This is a genomic window from Micromonospora sp. L32 (genome assembly GCF_052068055.1).
GTDB lineage: Bacteria > Actinomycetota > Actinomycetes > Mycobacteriales > Micromonosporaceae > Micromonospora > Micromonospora purpureochromogenes.
Map to the genome: position 1 here is coordinate 111,352 of NZ_JBQHDD010000009.1, position 16,150 is coordinate 127,501.

The window sequence follows — 16,150 nt, forward strand, 5'->3', positions numbered from 1 at the left end:
CCACCGCAGGCGCCCGTGACGGACGCGGCGTCCCGATCGGGCCGGTGTGGGCGGTGTCGCCGCTCGGAGCGGGCGGGCCGGAGCCGGTTCAGGCCGTGGCATCACCGCTCAGGCGGGTACGGCGGGCCTTGGACCCGGCCTCGTACGCGGCCCGGGCGGCCCGCGTCCGCGCGGTGGTCGAGACGGCGGCGACCGGCACGTCCCACCAGGCGCCGCCGTCCGGGCCGGCCTCGAACGGGTCGGTCTCGACGTGGACGACCGTGGTGCGCTCCGCCGCCCGGGCGGTGGCCAGCGCGGCCCGCAGCTGCGCCGTGGTGGTCACCCGGATCAGGTCCGCGCCGAGGCTCGCCGCGTTCGCGCCCAGATCGACCGGGAGCCGGCCGCCGGTCCGGTCGCGGTAGGCGGTGCCGAGCCGCTGCGCGCCGACGCTCTCCGAGAGCCGGCCGATCGAGGCGAACCCCTGGTTGTCCACCAGCACGACGACCAGCTTCACCCCTTCCGCCACCGCGGTGGCGAGCTCGCTGGGCAGCATGAGATAGGAGCCGTCACCGACCAACACGAAGACCTCGCGGTCCGGCGCGGCCAGCCGGACCCCGATCCCGCCGGGGATCTCGTAGCCCATGCAGGAGTAGCCGTACTCGACGTGGTAGCTCTTCGGGTCGGCGCTGCGCCACAGCCGGTGCAGGTCGCCGGGCATGGACCCGGCCGCGCAGACCACCACGTCGCGCGGCCCGACGGCGTCGTTGACCGCGCCGATCACGGCGGTCTGGGTGGGCCGTGCCTCGGGGTCGGCGTGCCGGGCCCGGTCCGCCACGGCCCGCCACCGCTCGGTCAGCTCCGCCACGGACGCCCGGTACGCCGGCTCGGTGCCCCAGCCCGCGCACGCGGCGTCCAGCGCCGCCAGGCTCTCCCGGGCGTCCCCGACGACCTGCACGCCGGAGAGCTTCGCGGCGTCGAAGCCGGTGATGTTGACGTTGACGAACCGGGCGTCGTCGCCGAAGAGGGTGCCGGAGGCGGTGGTGAAGTCGCTGTAGCGGGTGCCCACCCCGATCACGAGGTCCGCGGTCGCCGCGATCTCGTTGGCGGCGGTGGTGCCGGTGACGCCGACCGCGCCGAGCGCGAGCGGGTGACCGTGCGGCAGGGCGCCGGTGCCGGCCTGCGTCTCGGCGACCGGCACCCCGTGCTCCTCGGCGAAGCGGCGCAGCGCCGCGCACGCCCCGCTGTAGATCACCCCGCCGCCGGCCACCACCAGCGGCCGGCGTGCCGCGGTGACCGCCCGGGCGGCCCGGGCGACCGCGGCGGAGTCCGGGCGGGGACGCGGCACGTGCCAGACCCGTTCGGCGAACAGCTCCGCCGGCCAGTCGTACGCCTCCGCCTGCACGTCCTGCGGCAGCGCGAGGGTGACCGCGCCGGTCTCCACCGGATCGGTCAACACCCGCATCGCGGCCAGCAGCGCCGCCGGCAACTGCTCCGGCCGGTTGATCCGGTCCCAGTAGCGGGAGACCGGCCGCAGCGCGTCGGTGACGCTGACCTCGTAGGACCGTGGGTCCTCCAGCTCCTGCAGCACCGGGTTGGCCACCCGGGTGGCGAATATGTCGCCGGGCAGCAGCAGCACCGGCAGCCGGTTGACGGTGGCCCCGGCGGCGCCGGTGACCAGGTTCGTCGCGCCCGGACCGATCGAGGTGGTGCAGGCCAGGGTGCTGAGCCGGTCGGTCATCCGGGCGTACGCGGCGGCGGTGTGCACCATGCCCTGCTCGGTGCGGCACAGGTGGTACGGCAGCTCCGCGCCCGCCGGCCCGGCCAGCGCCTCGCCGATCCCGGCGACGTTGCCGTGGCCGAAGATGCCGAAGCAGGCCGGGATCAGCCGCCGCCGCGCCCCGTCGCGTTCGGACCACTGCCGGGCCAGGAACGTCACCAGCGCCTGCGCCACCGTCAGTCTGGGCATCACGCCTCCCGCGTCGTCGGGCCGGTCAGCGGCAGCCGCGGGTCGACCGGCTGGTCCGCCCAGCTGCCCCGGACCCAGTGGTGCCGGGGGTCGTCCACACAGGCCATGCTCCGCGCCGGACCGGGCCCGGCCAGCACGTTGAGGTAGTAGAGGTGGTAGCCGGGCGCGGCCATCGACGGCCCGTGGTAGCCGTACGGGACGAGCACCACGTCCCCGCCACGCACCTCGGCCAGCACCTCGATCGGCCGGCGGGCGGTGCCGTAGACGCGCTGGTAGCCGACCGGGCCCCCGGGGTCGCCGGGCACGCCGCCGGCCACCTCGAAGTAGTAGATCTCCTCCAGCTCCGCCTCGACCCGGCCGTCGTCGTGGGTGCGGTCCTCCTCGTGCTTGTGCGGCGGGTAGGACGACCAGTTGCCGCCCGGGGTGAGCACCTCCACGGCCACCAGCCGGTCGCAGTCGAACGCCTCCGGAGAGCAGAAGTTGTTGACCTGGCGGCTGGCCGGTCCCGCGCCGCGCAGCTCGACCGGCACGTCCCGGGCCGCGCCGTAGCGGGGCGACAGCCGGCGGGTGGCGCGCGCCGACGGCAGGGCGAACCGGCCCTCGCCCCGCACCGTCACCGTGGCGTCGCGCGGCAGGTACGCGAAGTCGGTGACGGCGGCGAAGGCCGAGGCGCGGCCGGCCAGGGTGAGGCTCAGCCCGTCGCAGTGCACCGTCGCGGCGCCGGCCAGCGGCAGGACCAGCATCTCCTCGTCGCCGGTCGCGAAGGTGACCGTGCCACCGGGGGGCAGGGTGAGCACCCGCAGGCCGGCGTAGCGCCAGCCGGCCCGCTCGGGGGTGACCTCCAGCGCCCACGGCGCCCGGGTGGTGGCGCCCCAGGGCAGGTGCGCCTCGACGGCGCTCACGCCTGCTGCCCGGTGGAGAGCAGCGATCCGGCCAGGTCCACAGCGGCGGCCACGTCGTCGTCCGGCGGGTAGAGCAGCGCCCGGCCGACCACCAGGCCGCGCACACCGGGCAGCCGCAACGCCCGCGCCCACCGCGCGTACACGACGTCCGGCGCCTCCACCGGGTCGCCGCCGAGCAGCAGGACCGGCAGGGTGGTCGCGGCGATCACCCGTTCCATCTCGTCGATCGCCGGCAGTTTCAACCAGGTGTACGCGGAGGTGGCGCCGAGGGCCTGGCCGACGCTGACGCCCTTGATGACCGCCTCGGGGCGCAGGTCGGCGTGCACCCGGCCGTCGGTGCGCGCCACCCAGAGCGGCTCGACGAGGGCCACCGTCCGGTGCGCCGCGAGGGCGGTGACCGCCCGGGCGCAGGCCTGCAGGGTCGGGGCGGTGCCCGGGTCGTCCGGGTCGATGCGGCAGAGCATCTTGCCGCCGTCGTAGCGCATCGCGGCGATGCTGTCGGCGTCGTACGCGGTGAACCGGTCGTCGAGCTCGAAGGTGGCGCCGGAGAGGCCGCCGCGGTTCATCGAGCCGATGGCCAGGCGGTCCTCCAGCGCGCCGAGCAGCAGCAGGTCCTCCAGGACGTCCGGGGTGCCGAGCACGCCGTCGACGCCCGGCCGGGACAGCGCCAGGCGCAGCCGGTCGAGCAGGTCGGCGCGCCCGGCCATCGCCATCGGCCGGTCCCGCACGCCGAGGGCGCCGCGGGCGGGGTGGTCGGCGGCGATGATGAACAGCGGCCGGCCGTGGTCCGGCCACGGTCGGCGGGTCCGGCGGGCGGCGGCCTCGGCGATCGCCTGTGGCCGGTGGGCGCGGGTGAGGGTCAGCGCGTCGTACTCGGTGCTCACCGGTCTTCTCCTCCCCCGGCGGCGGTCGACGACGCCGGTTCCGACTGGACGGCACGGGCCAGCGCCGCGGTCTCGGCGTGATCGGGCATGGCGGCGGAGCAGGCCAGGCGGGAGGCGACGATGGCGCCGGCGGCGTTGGCGAAGCGCAGCGTCCGCTCCAGCGGCCAGTCGCGCAGCAGGCCCAGACAGAGCGCGCCGCCGAACGCGTCGCCGGCGCCGAGCCCGTTGACCACCGTCACCGGCACCGGCGGTACCCGGACGGTCTCGGTGCGGGTGCGGGCCAGCACCCCGGCCGGCCCGAGCTTCACCACCGCCAGCCGGGGCCCGCGGTCGAGCAGCAGCCCGGCGGCCCGCTCGGGGTCGCGGGTGCCGACGGCGATCTCCACCTCGTCGAGGTTGCCGACGGCCACGGTGACCCGCGGCAGCAGCTCGGCGACCGCGGCGGTGGCCGCCGCCGGGTCGGACCAGAACATCGGCCGGTAGTCCAGGTCGAGCACGGTGTGCGGGCGCCCGTCGCGGGCGACCAGCGCGGCCGCGTGCGCGTCCCGGCTCGGCTGCTGGCACAGGCCGGTGCCGGTGAGCCAGAAGACCCGGGCCGCGGCGATCGCGTCGAGGTCGAGTTCCTCGGGGCGGATCTGCAGGTCGGGGGCGGTCGGGGTGCGGTAGAACCAGAGCGGGAAGTCGTCCGGCGGGAAGATCTCGCAGAAGGTCACCGGGGTGGGCAGCCCGTCGACCGGGTGGACCTGACTGTCGTCGACGCCGAAGTCGCGCAGCGCCCGGTGCACGTAGTCGCCGAACGCGTCGGCGCCGGTGCGGGTGATCACGCCGGCGCGCAGCCCCTGCCGGCTCGCCGCCACGGCCACATTGGTGGGACTGCCGCCGAGGAACTTGCCGAACGTCTCGACCTCGGCCAGCGGCGTGCCGATCTGCAACGGATAGATGTCCACCCCGACCCGGCCGATGGTGAGCACATCGAGCATGCGGCGTCCTTCCCCGGCCGGCGATGCCGTGCCCGCCGGCCCTGCCCCTGATTGGTAACAGCGCTCTACGAGTTCTGTCAATGTGTTGTCATGACATCCGCCCTCTGCGTTCGGTGATCGCTTCGGTACAGTGGCGCCCATCATCGTGCCCCGAGATCCCGCGCGTGCCCAGCGAGGAGGTGCCGTGACCGGCCCCGAGATCGCGGTCGACCGGAGCAGCCCGGTCCCGCTCTACTTCCAGGTCGCGGAGCAGTTCGCCGCGGCGATCCAGCGCGGCGAACTCGCGCCCGGCGACCGGCTGGACAGCGAGTTGCAGCTCGCCGACCGGCTCGGGTTGTCCCGCCCGACGGTGCGACAGGCGATCCAGCACCTGGTCGACAAGGGACTGATCGTGCGCCGCCGCGGAGTCGGCACCCAGGTGGTACGCGGCGAGGTGCGCCGGGCGGTGGAGCTGACCAGCCTCCACGACGACCTGCTGCGCGCCGGCCAGCAGCCGTCCACCTCGGTGCTCGAACTCGCCACCGTGGCCTGCCCGGCCGAAGTCGCCGCCGCGCTCGGCGTACCGGTCGGCAGCGAGGTGCAGCACCTGCGCCGGCTGCGGTTCTCCGATTCCGAACCCCTCGCGGTGATGGAGAACTGGCTGCCGCCCGACCTGGTGCGGCTGAGCATGGACGCGTTGCAGGCCAAGGGCCTGTACGCGATCCTGCGCGCCGGCGGCATGCGCATCCGCGGCGCCCACCAGCGGATCGGCGCGCGGGCGGCGACCGCCGCCGAGGCACAGATGCTCGGCGAGCGGCGCGGCGCGCCCCTGCTCACCATGACCCGCACCGCCTACGACGACCAGGGCCGGTACGTGGAACACGGCGCGCACCTCTACCGGGCCAGCCGCTACTCCCTCGAGGTGACCGTCGCCGAGCGGTGACGGTGGATGTTTCGGGCTCATTTCAGTGACAGGTATTTACGTCGTCAGGCTGTCATGACATTGTGGCCGCAAACACCGCCGGCGGCGGACGTGCGGCCGGCGGGCGACCCGCGAGTCTCTTCGAAGTCTCCTTGCGAAGGGAAGCAGCCCATGACATCCAAGCCGAGACGCGCAGCGGGCGTGCTCGCCGCGTTCACCACCCTTGCCCTGGGCCTCACGGCCTGCGGCGACTCGTCCGAGCCGGCCGGCAAGGACGCCAAGAACATCACCCTCACGATCTCCGCCAACTCCATTGTGGGCGGCAAGAACTCCGCCGGCGCGGAGTGGATCGAGAAGTGGGTCATCCCCCGGTTCGTCGAGGCGCAGAAGGCCAAGGGCGTCACCGCCAAGGTGACGTTCGTGCCCAGCGGCGTCGACGACGAGCAGTACAAGACCAAGCTGGCCCTGGACCTGCGCTCCAAGGGCGGCGCCGACGTCATCGCGGTGGACGGCATCTGGGTGGGCGAGTTCGTCCAGGCCGGCTACCTCAAGCCGCTGTCCGAGGTGGCCGGCGACCAGGCCAACTCCTGGGAGGGCTGGTCGCAGATCCCGGAGACCGTGCAGGGCCTCGGCAGCTTCGAGGACAAGCGCTACGGCATCCCGCTCGGCACCGACGGCCGGGTCCTCTACTACAACAAGAAGCTCTTCGCCCAGGCCGGCCTGCCCGCCGACTGGCAGCCGAAGAGCTGGCAGGAGATCCTCGACGCCGGCGCCAAGCTGAAGGCACTGCCCGGGGTGACCCCGATCCAGATCAACGCCGGCACCGCGATGGGCGAGGCGACCTCCATGCAGGGCGCGCTGCCGCTGCTCGTCGGCGCCGGCGGCGAGATCTACAAGGACGGCAAGTGGGCCGGGGCCAGCCAGCCGGTCAAGGACATGCTCGACTTCTACACCAAGATCTACGGCGGCGGCCTGGGCGATCCCAAGCTGCAACAGGAGGCGAAGGGGCGCGACAAGTCCTTCGCGGAGTTCGCCGCCGGCAAGATCGGCATCCTGGCCGAGGGCGACTACTTCTGGCGCAGCGTCATCAACCCGAGCACCGGCATCGCCAAGATGGCCGACCGGAACACCACCGTCGGGTTCGCGATGATCCCCGCCAAGCAGCCCGGCGCGGGCATCCGCGGGCAGGACTTCGTCAGCATGTCCGGCGGCGGCGTACGGGTGCTGAACCCGAACTCCAAGTTCCCGTCCCAGGCCTGGGAACTGCTGTCCTTCATGCACTCGGCGGAGGCGGTCAAGGCCGAACTCGCCGGCGAGGCACGGATCACCGCGCGGATGGACGTCAACAAGGAGGTCCTCGCGGGCGACCCGATGCTGAGCTTCGTCACCGAGAAGGTGCTGCCGGTCACCGCGTACCGGCCGCCGCTGGCGGTGTACCCGCAGGTGTCGGTGGCGCTGCAGGAGGCGACCGCCGCCGCCGCGTCGGGCCGGAGCGCCGACGAGGCCGCCGGGGCGTACCAGAAGAAGCTGGAAGGGATCGTCGGTGGCGCAGGTAACGTCACCTCCTGACCAGGTGGTGGAGGGGAGGCGCCCGGAGACGGGCGCCTCCCCGGCCCCCGACGCCGCCGGCCTGGGCCGGGCCCGGGCCACCGGGTTCCTCGTGCCCAGCATGGTGCTGATCCTGCTCTTCCTCGTGGTGCCGGCCGCCTGGACGATCTACCTGGGCGTCACCAACTACCGGCTGACCGGCCTGGCCGCCGCCAACCCGCAGATCGTCGGCCTGGACAACTACACCCGGGCCCTGAGCGACGAACGGTTCCGCTCCTCACTGGTGCTGACCCTGCAGTTCGTGCTCGGCTCGGCGGTCATCGGCCAGGCCGGGCTCGGCTTCGCCATCGCCTTCGCGCTGCGCGACCGGCGCGGCCCGCTGCGCCGGGTGGTCGAGGCGTTCGTCCTGCTCTCCTGGATCCTGCCCAGCTCGGTGGTGGCCTTCCTCTGGATCGCCCTGCTCGACCGGGACGGCGGCACCCTGAACACGCTGCTCGGCATCCCGGGCACGGCCTGGCTGCTCGACCACCCGATGCTGTCGATCATCGTGTTCAACACCTGGCGCGGCACCGCGTTCTCGATGATGCTCTACGCCGCCGCCCTGGAGAACGTGCCCCGCTCCCACCTGGAGACCGCCCGGCTGGCCGGCGCGTCCACCTGGCAGCAACTGCGCGACGTGGTCTTCCCCCGCATCCGCGGGCACGTGCTGACCAATCTGCTGCTGATCAGCCTCTGGACGTTCAACGACTTCGCGCCGTTCCTCATCACCGCCGGCGGCCCCGAGCAGCGCTCGGAGATCCTCCCGGTCTACGTCTACAAGGTGGCGCTCTCCGGCGGTGAACTCGGCTTCGGCGCCGCGATCTCGTTCGTCATGCTGCTGATCAACCTGGTCATCGCGCTGGTCTACCTGCGCATGCTGGGCCGGCGGAAGGAGACGGCGTGAGCAGCGCGACCAGCACGGCGCCCGCGCCTACCACCGACCCGAAGGGCGGCACGGAAGCCGTCCGGCACCTGCTCGGCCGGGTCGCCCGCTACACCTTCCTCTGCGCCGTCCTCGGGTTCTTCGCGCTGCCGCTGCTCTGGCTGGCCACCGCCCCGTTCGACGACACTCCGACGATCACCGCCTCGCTGCCGCGATTCACCCTGGACAACTTCCGGGCTCTGCTGGACAACCCGTACGCGCTCAGCTCGCTGCTCAACTCCGTCTACCTGGCCGGCGGCACCGCGGCGCTGGTGGTGACGTTCGGGGCGCTGGCCGCGTACGCGCTGAGCCGGGTCCGGGTGCCCGGCCGCGACGCGCTGCTCTACGGGCTGCTGCTGCTCTCGTCGATCGTCACCGGCACGGCCACCATGGTGCCGCTGTTCGAGTTGGCGTTCCGGCTCAACCTGATCGACTCCCGGCTCGGCGTCATCCTGATCCTCACCGGCGGGCTGCTGCCCGCGGCGATCTTCATCCTCAAGGACTTCATGGACGCCACCCCGACGTCCTACGAGGAGTCCGCCCGGGTCTTCGGCGCCAGCCCGTTGCAGATCATGCGGCACATCGTGGTGCCGCTGGTCCGCCCCGGCCTGGCCACCGTCGGGGTGTGGGCGGTCGCCAACGTCTGGGGCAACTTCCTGGTGCCGTTCCTGCTGCTGCGCGGGCCGGAGAAGGCCCCCGCCGCGGTGATCATGTACACCCTCTACACCGAGGGCGGCCAGGCCGACCTGCGGTTGCTCTCCACGTTCTCGCTGCTCTACTCGCTGCCGGTGGCGCTCATGTTCGTCTTCGTCAGCAGCCGGTACGGATTCCGCTTCCACGGAGGGATCAAGCGCTGATGTCCGCCATCACCATGCGCGACCTGACCAAGGTCTACCCCAACGGGGTGCGGGCCCTGGACGCCCTCGACCTGGAGATCGCCGACGGCGAGTTCTTCGCCCTGCTCGGGCCTTCCGGCTGCGGCAAGACCACCCTGCTGCGCACCATCGCCGGGCTGGAGGTCGCCTCCGGCGGCGACGTGCACATCGGCGACCGCGCCGTGACCAACCTGCCGCCCGGCAAGCGGGACGTGGCGATGGTCTTCCAGGACTACGCGCTCTTCCCGCACATGACGGTGCAGGAGAACATCGCCTACCCGCTGCGAATCAAGAAGATGGACCGTCGCGGCCGCGCGGAGAAGGCGGCGGAGACCGCCGACGAGCTGGGCCTGTCCGCGTTGCTGCAACGCCGCCCGGGGCAGCTCTCCGGCGGGCAGCAGCAGCGGGTCGCGCTGGCCCGGGCGATGGCCTGCCACCCGCAGGTGTTCCTCCTCGACGAACCGCTGTCCAACCTCGACGCCCGGCTGCGGCTGGAGGCGCGCACCTTCCTCAAGCGGCTGCAACGCGAACTGGGCGTCACCACCGTCTTCGTCACCCACGACCAGGCCGAGGCGCTCGCCCTCGCCGACCGGATCGCCGTCATGGAGGGCGGCCGGATCCGGCAGGTCGGCACCCCGACCGAGGTGTTCCGCCGCCCCGCCAACACCTTCGTCGCCGGGTTCATCGGCTCCACCCCGATGAACCTCGTCGACGCCGAGGCGCAGGACGGCGAACTGGCCGTCGCCGGCACCCGGCTGCCGATGCCGGACGACGTCCGGGACCGGGTCAGCGCCGGCGAGAAGCTCGTCTACGGGGTACGTCCGGAGTACCTGGACTACTCCGCCGAACCGGTGCCGGGGGCGCTGAGCGGGCAGGTGGTCGTGGTGGAGAACCTGGGCAGCTTCTCGCTGGTCTCCCTGGACGTGGCCGGCGGGGACGTCGCCGGGGCCGCGGGGACCAGCGTCCAGGTCGTCGTGCCGGAGGGGCGCGAACCCGAACCCGGCGACACCGGCTGGGTGGTGCCCCGGCCCGGCCGGTCACTGCTCTACCGGGACGGCGAGCTGGTGAGCGGGACGGCGGCGGCCGTGCCCGCCGCGCGTACCGGCGCGGAGCGGTGAGGCATGGCGGTGCACCGGGGCAGGTGGACGCTGGCGGACCGCGCCGAGAGCGTGCTGCGGACCCTGCCGGTCACCGTGCCGCCGGGCACCGCCGCGCTCACCGTACGACTCGACTACCCCCGGCAGGCCGGGGTGCTCGACCTGGGCTGCCTCGGGCCGGCCGGCTTCCGGGGCTGGTCCGGCGGTGCCCGCGACGGCTACACCGTGGCCGCCCACTGGGCCACCCCCGGCTACCTGCCCGGTGAGCTGGAACCCGGCGAATGGCAGGTGCTGCTCCGGTTGCACCGCATCCCACCGGAGGGCCTGAGCTACGAGGTCACCGCCACCACCAGCACCTCCGGGCCGGACGCCCCGACGCCGCCGGCGGCGCCCCCGCGCCCGGACCGCCCGCCCCGCCGCGCGCTGCCCGGGGTGGACGGCCGGCGCTGGATCGCCGGCGACCTGCACGCGCACACCGTGCACAGCGACGGCGCGGCCACCATCGACGAGCTGGCCGCCCTCGCCGCCGCCCGGGGCCTGGACTTCCTCGCCGTCACCGACCACAACACCGTCAGCCACCACCCGTGGCTGCCCGCCGCCTCGGCCCGGTACGGCCTCACCCTGCTGCCGGGGCAGGAGGTGACCACCGACCGGGGACACGCCAACGTGTTCGGCCCGGTCGGCTGGGTCGACTTCCGGCAGCCGCCCGACGAGTGGCTGGCCGGCGCGGAGCGGGCCGGCGGGCTGATGTCGGTCAACCACCCCCTCGGCGGCGACTGCGCCTGGCGGCAGCCGCTGGCCACGCGTACCCGGCTGGCCGAGGTGTGGCACTCCGGCTGGTGGGACCGCACCTGGGGCGCCCCGCTGGCGTGGGCGCGGGCCTGGCGCCCGGACGTGGTGCCGATCGGGGGCAGCGACTTCCACCGCCCCGGCGACGACGCGCCGCCCGGCTCCCCCACCACCTGGCTGCTGGTCGACGACGACCGCGAGCCGCAGGCCGCCGTGCTCGACGCGCTGGCCGCCGGTCGTACCGCCGTGTCCGCCGGCCCCGACGCGCCGCTGCTGCTGCGCCTCGGCGACGAACTGCTCGCCCTCGACGCGGACGGCATGCTGCTCGGCTGTCCCGACGGCAGCCACCGCGTCGTCCGCGGCGACCGGTGCCGGCTCCCGGCCGGCGACGGCCTGCACGTCCTGGAATCGCACCGCATGGAGGTGATCGCACTGTGCAGCTGAGCGGACGCACCCGGGTGGCCGGCGCACCGGTCAACCACGGCATCTACCAGCACGACGACCCGCTCCTCGACCCGGACGACCTGCTGGCGGCCCTGTCCCGCGACGGGTACGACGGGGTGGACTCCGGGCCGATCGGCTACCTCGGCACCGGCGAGGCGCTGGCCGGCCGGCTCGCGGCGACCGGCATCGGGCTCGCCGGCGGCTGGGTCGACCTGCGCTACACCGACCCGGACGGCTTCGGCGCGGACCTGGTCCAGCTCGACGCGGCGCTCGACGCGTTCACCGCCGTACCGGCCGACGACCCTCGGTTCGCCCCCCGGCCCACGCTGGCCTGCCCCGGCAACCCCGGCCGGATGGCCCGGCCCGGCACCCCACCCGACCTCACCTCGGTGCTGCCGGCCACCGCCTGGCCGGAGTTCGCCGCCCGGGTGCAGCAGGCCGCCGACCGGTGCCGGGATCGGGGTCTGGAACCGGTGTTCCACTACCACCTCGGCACCGACGTGGAGACCGAGGCCGAGGCCGACCGGCTGCTCGAACTCACCGACATCGCGGTCTGCCTGGACACCGGGCACCTGCTGCTGGCCGGCGGCGACCCGGTCGCGGCGGTCCGCCGGTGGGCCGGCCGGATCGGGCAGGTGCACCTCAAGGACGCCGACCTGGCCGTCCACGAGCGGGTCCGGGCGGCCGGCGGTGGCCTGGCCGACGTGGTCGCCGCCGGTGGCTTCTGCGCCCTGGGAGCCGGCGACGTCGACTTCGCCGGGGTGCTCGCCGGCCTCGACTCCATCGGCTACACCGGCTGGCTGGTGATCGAACAGGACGCGCCGGCGCACGGGCGGGACCTCGACCGGACGCTGGCCGACCAGCACGCCAACCGGCGCTGGCTCGAGGAGGCGCTGCGATGACCGAACCGGGCAAGCGGATCCGGATCGCCGTCGTCGGGCTGGGCATCATCGCCCGTACCGTGCACCTGCCGCTGCTGCAACGCCGCGCCGACCTGTTCGAGATCGTCGCGCTCGGCGACCTCTCCCCCACCCGGGTGGCCGAGCTGGGCGGCCGGTACGGCGTCGAGCCGGGCCGCCGGTACACCGACGCCGCCGCGATGCTGGCCGACGGCGGGTACGACGCACTGCTGCTGGCGACGTCCGGCTCACACGGGGAACTGGCCGCGTCGGCGCTGCGCGCGGGCCTGCCGGTGCTCTGCGAGAAGCCGCTGGCCTACACCCTGGCGGAGGCGGCCCGGCTGACCGAGCTGAGCGGCGGCGCGCCGGCGCTGATGGTCGGCTACATGAAGCAGTACGACCCGGCGGTGGCCGAGGCCGCCCGGCTCCTCGACGAGTGGGGCGGGGCCGAGCGGGTCCACGCCGTGGAGGTGAGCGTGCTGCACGCCGGCGGCGACCAACAGCTCGCCTTCGCCAACCTGCCGCCGGCCCCCGCCGACGTGCCGCCCGCCGAGGTGGCCCGGCTGCGCGCCGCCGACGCCGCGCTGCTCGACGCCGCGGTCGGCGGTGACCCGGGCGCGCGCACCCTCTACCAGATCCTGATCAACAGCATCTCCCACGACCTGTCCCTGCTGCGGCTCCTCACCGGCGCGCCGGCCACCGTGGAGCATGTCGCGACCTGGCCGCTGGCGCCGGACGGGCCGGCGGAGCCGTCGGTGGAGATCAGCGGGCGGCTGCCGGGCGGGGCCCGCTACGGCATCCGCTGGCTCAACCTGCCCGACTACCCGGCCTACCGGGAGACGGTGACCCTGCACCACGCCCGGGGCTCGCTGGAGCTGGTCTTCCCGTCGCCGTACCTGCTCAACGCGCCCACCACGCTGACCCTGGTGGAGGCGCACGGCGGCGGTGAGCGGCGGGCGGCGTTCCGGTCGGTGACCGAGGCGTTCGAGCAGGAGCTGGTCGCCTTCCACGCGATGGTCACCGCGGGCGCGCCGCCGCTGACCGGGATCGCCGAGGGCGCGACCGACGTACGGACCAGCCAACAGGTGGTACGCCGCTTCGGTGAGCTGACCGGGGCGGCGATCGGCGGAGAGGCGGCCAGCTCATGACACGACCGACCGACATCATCGTCGTGCCGCACACCCACTGGGACCGGGAGTGGTACGAGCCGTTCCAGCGGTTCCGGCTGCGGCTGGTGGCGCTGCTGGACGACGTGTTCGACCGGATGGAACGCGACGAGCGGCAGCGGTTCACCCTCGACGGTCAGCTCGCCGCGGTCGACGACTACCTGGAGGTGCGCCCGGAGCGGCGCGAGCAGGTGATCGCCCTGGTCCGCGCCGGACGGCTGGCGGTCGGGCCGTGGCAGATCCTGCTCGACGAGTTCCTCTGCTCCGGGGAGAACATCGTCCGCAATCTGGAGCGCGGGCTGACCCGCAGCGCCGAGCTGGGCGGGGCCATGCCGGTGGGCTACCTGCCCGACATGTTCGGCCACATCGCCCAGATGCCGCAGCTGCTGGCCGGGGCCGGGCTGGCCCACGCCTGCGTGTTCCGGGGCGTACCCGACCGGGTCCGCACCCACGCGTTCGCCTGGCAGGCGCCGGACGGCACCACGGTGCGCACCGAGTACCTGCCCGGCGGGTACGGCAACGCGGCCGGCCTGATGGACGACGCCGCCCTGGTCACCCGCCGGGCCACCGACCTGGCCGACCGGCTCGGCGGCTGGCGACCCGAGGGCGCGGGCGGACCGACCCTGGCCATGTACGGCACCGACCACGCCGCGCCGGCCCCGGACGCCCCCGACCTGCTCGCCGCCGCCGACGTCGACGGCATCCGGTTCCGGCTCGGCACGCTCGCCGAGTACTTCGCCGCCCAGCCGACCACCGTGGACGGGCTGCCCACCGTACGCGGGGAGCTGCGCTCGCACGCCCGGGCGAACATCCTGCCCGGCGTGATCTCCGTGCGCGCCCACCTGAAGCAGGCGATGGGCCGCGCCGAGCGTCGGGTGGAGCGGTACGCCGAACCGCTCGCCGCGCTCTGGCACGACCCGTCGGTGCAGCGCTTCCTGGACATGGCGTGGACCCGGTTGATCGACGCGAGCTGCCACGACTCGGTGACCGGGTGCGGCTGCGACGAGACCGCCGAGCAGGTGGCCGCCCGGCTGGCCGAGGCCGACCAGCTCGGCCGGGCGGTCTGCGACCTGGTGGGTGCCCGGCTGGCCGCCGCCGTGCCGCGCGACGGGTACCTGGTGTTCAACCCCGGCCCGACCGCCCGGACCGCGCTGGTGCGCCTCGACGTCGAGGCGCCCGGCGGCGCGGCGGTGGGGCTGGCCGGCGCGGACGGTACGACGGTGGCCGCGCAGGTCCTCGACCGGGCCCGGACGCTGCTCGCCGACGACCTGGTGCCGGCCGTCGATCTGCCCGGGGTGCTCACCCGGGTGCACGGCCGGGAGCTTTACGGCCAGGAGGTCACCCGGTGGTCGGTGTCGCCGGCCGACGCCACCCTCACCTTCGAGGTGGCCCGGCACGGCGACCCCGCCTTCGACGTGGAGGACGTCCGCCTGGCGCTGGCCGACGCCGGCCGGCCGGACCACTGGCGGGTCCGCATCGTCGCCGCGCCCCGGCTGACCGTGGCCGCGCTGGTCGACGTGCCCGCGCTCGGCCACGCCGCGGTGCGGCCGGTGCCGTTGCCGGCCGGCGCCGCCGGAGTTCCCGGACCGGTCACCGTCGCCGACCGGAGCCTGGACAACGGACTGCTGCGCGTCGACGTTGCCGAGGACGGCACGCTGCGGCTGTCCACCCCGGACGGCGTCACCGTGGACGGGGTGGGCCGGATCGTCGACGGCGGCGACGTGGGCGACAGCTACAACTACGCCCCGCCAACCGCCGACGAGCTGGTCGACAAGCCGCGCGCGGTACGCACGGTGGTGCGGCACGCGGGTCCGCTGGCGGCCGTCGTGGACGTGGTGCGCGAGTACCGCTGGCCGGTGGCGGCCGACGTGGACGCCGGCTCCCGGGCGGTGGACCGGGAGGCCGTGGTGGTCACCACCCGGGTCGAGCTGCGCTCCGGCGAGCGGTTCGCCCGGCTGCGGATCGAGTTCGACAACCGCTGCGACGACCACCGGGTGCGGCTGCACCTGCCGCTGCCGTCCCCGGCCCGCGCGTCGTACGCCGAGGGGCAGTTCGCGGTGGTGGAGCGCGGGCTGACCGCGGAGGGCGGCGGCGGTGAGGTGCCACTGCCGACGTTCCCGGCGTCCGGGTTCGTGGCCGCCGGCGGGGCGGACGGCAGGCTGGCGGTGCTGCTGACCCAGCCCACCGAATACCAGCTGACCGACTCCGGGCGCGAGCTGGCCGTGACGGTGCTGCGGTCGATCGGGATGCTGTCGCGCAACCGGCACGCGCTGCGGGACGAGCCGGCCGGCCCGCAGCTGCCCACCCCGTCGGCGCAGTGCCGGGGCGAGCGGACCGTCGAGCTGGCGGTGCTGCCGTTCCGGGGCGAGTGGCACGGCGCGGGGGTGACCGAGGCGGCCGAGGCGTACCGGCACGAGCCGCTGGCCTTCGCCGGCACGGCGCAGCCGTCCGTCCCGCTACCGGCCCCGGCCACCGGCCTGTCCGTGACCGGCCCGGGGGTCGCGCTCACCAGCGTCCGGGACCGGCAGGGCCGGGTCGAGGTGCGGGTGGTGGCCGAGACCCCGACCGACACCGGCGCGGTCATCGGGGCCGGGCGGGGTGTCCGGGGGGCGTGGCGGGCCGACCTGCTCGGCCGGCCGGGCGAGCGGCTGAGCGTCGACGCCGACGGTCTGGTCCGGCTGCCGTTGCGCGCCTGGGAGATCGCCACGGTGCAGCTCGACCTGGCCTGAGCGGCGGGCCGACTGACGGGTGCCCCCGGG

At 74.6% G+C, this 16,150-nt stretch carries 13 protein-coding genes; 9 read left to right on the forward strand and 4 right to left on the reverse strand.

The window, feature by feature from the left end; all coding sequences use genetic code 11:
* Nucleotides 1–88: 88 nt before the first annotated feature.
* From iolD to iolC, 4 genes are read right to left on the reverse strand one after another with little or no spacing between them, the layout of a single operon-like run.
* Nucleotides 89–1,945, reverse strand: a complete 1,857-nt coding sequence (gene iolD / locus ACTMTB_RS23860; protein ID WP_441148458.1) for a 3D-(3,5/4)-trihydroxycyclohexane-1,2-dione acylhydrolase (decyclizing) — start codon at nucleotides 1,943–1,945, stop codon at nucleotides 89–91.
* A complete protein-coding gene (iolB, locus tag ACTMTB_RS23865; protein WP_441148459.1) occupies nucleotides 1,945–2,847 on the reverse strand; it encodes a 5-deoxy-glucuronate isomerase in 903 nt (300 codons plus the stop codon). Before iolB ends, iolD begins: the two co-directional genes overlap by 1 nt.
* Nucleotides 2,844–3,731, reverse strand: coding sequence for a Cgl0159 family (beta/alpha)8-fold protein (locus tag ACTMTB_RS23870; protein ID WP_441148460.1), 888 nt, complete (start codon nucleotides 3,729–3,731; stop codon nucleotides 2,844–2,846). The genes iolB and ACTMTB_RS23870 overlap by 4 nt, the downstream gene beginning before the upstream one ends.
* Nucleotides 3,728–4,711: a 5-dehydro-2-deoxygluconokinase gene (gene iolC, locus ACTMTB_RS23875; protein ID WP_441148461.1), complete on the reverse strand. Its 984-nt coding sequence runs from the start codon at nucleotides 4,709–4,711 to the stop codon at nucleotides 3,728–3,730. The genes ACTMTB_RS23870 and iolC overlap by 4 nt, the downstream gene beginning before the upstream one ends.
* 184 nt (nucleotides 4,712–4,895) lie before the next feature.
* Here iolC and ACTMTB_RS23880 point away from each other — a divergent pair, with 184 nt between their 5' ends.
* The 9 genes from ACTMTB_RS23880 to ACTMTB_RS23920 all read left to right on the forward strand — a co-directional run bounded on the left by ACTMTB_RS23880 (nucleotide 4,896) and on the right by ACTMTB_RS23920 (nucleotide 16,120).
* Nucleotides 4,896–5,633: a GntR family transcriptional regulator gene (locus tag ACTMTB_RS23880; RefSeq protein ID WP_441148462.1), complete on the forward strand. Its 738-nt coding sequence runs from the start codon at nucleotides 4,896–4,898 to the stop codon at nucleotides 5,631–5,633.
* Between the two features lie 150 nt (nucleotides 5,634–5,783).
* Nucleotides 5,784–7,181 carry an extracellular solute-binding protein gene (locus ACTMTB_RS23885; protein WP_154936727.1) on the forward strand — a complete coding sequence of 466 codons (1,398 nt, stop codon included), beginning with the start codon at nucleotides 5,784–5,786 and terminating at the stop codon, nucleotides 7,179–7,181.
* The gene (locus tag ACTMTB_RS23890; RefSeq protein WP_441148463.1) at nucleotides 7,156–8,103 is read left to right on the forward strand and encodes a carbohydrate ABC transporter permease; all 948 of its coding nucleotides are present in this window, start codon (nucleotides 7,156–7,158) and stop codon (nucleotides 8,101–8,103) included. Before ACTMTB_RS23885 ends, ACTMTB_RS23890 begins: the two co-directional genes overlap by 26 nt.
* The gene (locus tag ACTMTB_RS23895) at nucleotides 8,100–8,978 is read left to right on the forward strand and encodes a carbohydrate ABC transporter permease (protein ID WP_441148464.1); all 879 of its coding nucleotides are present in this window, start codon (nucleotides 8,100–8,102) and stop codon (nucleotides 8,976–8,978) included. The genes ACTMTB_RS23890 and ACTMTB_RS23895 overlap by 4 nt, the downstream gene beginning before the upstream one ends.
* Nucleotides 8,978–10,114 carry an ABC transporter ATP-binding protein gene (locus ACTMTB_RS23900; protein WP_441148465.1) on the forward strand — a complete coding sequence of 379 codons (1,137 nt, stop codon included), beginning with the start codon at nucleotides 8,978–8,980 and terminating at the stop codon, nucleotides 10,112–10,114. The genes ACTMTB_RS23895 and ACTMTB_RS23900 overlap by 1 nt, the downstream gene beginning before the upstream one ends.
* Before the next feature lie 3 nt (nucleotides 10,115–10,117).
* Entirely contained in the window at nucleotides 10,118–11,326 is a 1,209-nt protein-coding gene (locus ACTMTB_RS23905; RefSeq protein ID WP_441148466.1) for a CehA/McbA family metallohydrolase, read from the forward strand.
* On the forward strand, nucleotides 11,317–12,228 hold the full coding sequence (locus tag ACTMTB_RS23910) for a sugar phosphate isomerase/epimerase family protein (RefSeq protein WP_441148467.1): 912 nt from the start codon (nucleotides 11,317–11,319) through the stop codon (nucleotides 12,226–12,228). Before ACTMTB_RS23905 ends, ACTMTB_RS23910 begins: the two co-directional genes overlap by 10 nt.
* Nucleotides 12,225–13,373 carry a Gfo/Idh/MocA family protein gene (locus ACTMTB_RS23915; protein WP_441148468.1) on the forward strand — a complete coding sequence of 383 codons (1,149 nt, stop codon included), beginning with the start codon at nucleotides 12,225–12,227 and terminating at the stop codon, nucleotides 13,371–13,373. Before ACTMTB_RS23910 ends, ACTMTB_RS23915 begins: the two co-directional genes overlap by 4 nt.
* Nucleotides 13,370–16,120, forward strand: a complete 2,751-nt coding sequence (locus ACTMTB_RS23920; protein ID WP_441148469.1) for a hypothetical protein — start codon at nucleotides 13,370–13,372, stop codon at nucleotides 16,118–16,120. The genes ACTMTB_RS23915 and ACTMTB_RS23920 overlap by 4 nt, the downstream gene beginning before the upstream one ends.
* The last annotated feature ends 30 nt before the right edge of the window (nucleotides 16,121–16,150 follow it).